1 protein-coding gene and 1 pseudogene are annotated in these 2,425 nt (G+C 47.6%); both read right to left on the reverse strand.

Annotated elements, in window-relative coordinates; genetic code table 11:
• Window positions 1-130 precede the first annotated feature (130 nt).
• A complete protein-coding gene (locus Q0200_RS03085) occupies window positions 131-2,059 on the reverse strand; it encodes a MacB family efflux pump subunit (RefSeq protein WP_297937573.1) in 1,929 nt (642 codons plus the stop codon).
• A gap of 18 nt (window positions 2,060-2,077) precedes the next feature.
• Window positions 2,078-2,425: pseudogene (locus tag Q0200_RS03090) on the reverse strand (efflux transporter periplasmic adaptor subunit); the annotation flags it as partial.

Here is a 2,425-nt window from a genome sequence, read left to right on the forward strand (position 1 = left end):
CTCGCTGTTTATTTTTATATCGGCGCTTGCGTCCTCTTTTAGCAAAATTTGCTCGTAGTTTTCGTTTATCTGCGTTGCTGCACAGCCGCCGAGCAAAAAGGCGGCTAGGATTATGGAGATTTTTTTCATTTTATTCCCTTGTTAGAGCGTCGATCGGATTTAGCTTTGAGGCGCTGCGAGCAGGCATGTAGCCAAATATTACGCCTATCGCGCTAGAGACGACGAGCGCGACCACGATAGAGGTCTGTGAAAATATCATCTTTATATCGGGCGCGAAATTTTCTGCTAGATAGCCGATACCAAATGCCGATCCGACGCCGATTAGCCCGCCGATCAGACACAGTAGCACAGCCTCGATCAAAAACTGCTCCAGGATATTTCCCTGACGCGCGCCGATCGCCATCCTGATGCCGATCTCTTTAGTGCGCTCGGTCACTGAAACTAGCATGATGTTCATCACGCCGATACCGCCCACTAGCAGAGAGATAAAGGCGATACAAGAGATCAGCAGAGTCATGGTTTTTGTTGTCTCCTCGATCGTCTTTTTGATAGTGTCGGAGTTTCTGGTGAAAAAGTCCTTTTTGCCGTGCTTGGCGGTTAAAATTTCCGTTAGACTCTGCTCTGCTATCTGTGCGTTTACGCTATCTTTGACCTTAACCGTGATGGATGATAGGTGTCTATCGCCGGTTAGTTTGTTTATGACCGCGGTATATGTAGAAAACGTGCGCAGAGTGCTGGAGTCGGCAAACATATTGTCGTTTTTTGCTACCACACCGATGATTCTAAACGGGCGCTTATTAAAAAGCACCGTTTTACCCAGCGGATCCTCGTTTTTAAAAAACTGCTCCCGAGTGGGCTGATCTATCACGATCACGGACGCCGACTCTGCGACCTCTTGCGCCGTAAACACTCTCCCGGCCTCGACGGTGTAGCCCATCACGTTTAGGCTCTCCTCGCTACCGCCTCTGATCGTCGCGGAGGCTGATTTATTGCCGTAGGTGAGTGTGCCACTAGCAGAGGCGTTTGGCGTGACGCTATCTAGATAGTCTTGCTTAGCCAGCATTGTCGCGTCGCTCACGGTTAGATTTTTAACTCTCTCCGAGCGCATATCGCCAAAACCCTTGCCGTTATAAATATCTATCGTATTCGTGCCGATACCGCGGATATCGGAGAGGATCTGCTCCTGCGAGCCCTGCCCAAGTGCTACGACGCAGATAACCGAGGTGATGCCGATGATGATGCCAAGCATCGTTAGCACCGAACGTAGTTTGTGGCTAAGTATCGCGTTTATGGACATTTTAAAGCTCTCGATAAACTGATCTTTGTAAAAGCTAAAGATATTTTTACGCTTTGGGCTAGGTTTTTCGGAGGCGAAAATTTCCTCGCTTTTTACCGTATCGCTTAAAATTTTACCGTCTTTTATCTCGATGACGCGGTTTGCGTATGCGGCGATATTTGGGTCGTGCGTGACGATGATGATGGTGTGGCCTTGCTTGTGCAAATTTGTTAAAATTTCCATCACCATGAGGCCACTTTTGCTATCTAGCGCGCCTGTTGGCTCGTCTGCCAGGATGATCTCGCCGCCGTTGATGAGCGCCCTAGCGATCGAGACTCGCTGCTGCTGTCCACCGCTAAGTTTATTCGGTAAATTTTGCAGCTTTTCGCCAAGCCCTAGACCTTCTAAAAGCTCGCCGGCCTTTTTATCGCGATCTTTTTTAGAAACGCCGGCATATACGCTAGGTAGAGCTACGTTTTGCAGTGTGGTTAGCGTAGATAGCAGGTTATAGCGCTGAAAGATAAAGCCAAATTTTTCTCTACGCAAACGCGCTAGCTCGTCGCCTTCAAATTTAGATATGTCGCGCTCTTCTAGCAGATACTGCCCGCCGCTTGGATTATCTAGGCAGCCAAGTATATTCATAAGCGTGGATTTACCTGATCCGCTTTGTCCAATGATGGCGATAAACTCGCCCTTTTTTATGCTCAAATTTACGTCTTTTAGCGCGTCAAATACGTTATCGCCGAGCTTAAATTTCTTACTTAAATTTTTAAGTTCTATCAAATTTTTCAAGACTTAGCCTTAGAACTTCATTCTTCTTTTTTCTTTTTCGAGCATCGCATTGATTTCAGCCGCCGAGTTTTGCTTCGTCACGACCTCCTCGCCCTCCTCTACTCCGCTTAAAATTTGAGTTTTTAGGCTATCGATTAGTCCCGTTTGCACCTCTCTTCGCTCGGCCGCGTCTAGCCCGTCTTTACCTTTTTTTAGTACGTAAACTACGCTTTTTCCGTCCTCTTTTTTGATGGCGATTGATGGCACTATGACGGCGTCTTTGGCGCTATCTAGGATGACGGTATTTTGCGTGGTCATGCCGATCCTTAGCGTGCCGTCCGGGTTATCTACGATAGCTTTGGCATAGTAGTAGATCGC

It is taken from the genome of uncultured Campylobacter sp. (genome assembly GCF_938045225.1).
Lineage (GTDB): Bacteria > Campylobacterota > Campylobacteria > Campylobacterales > Campylobacteraceae > Campylobacter_A.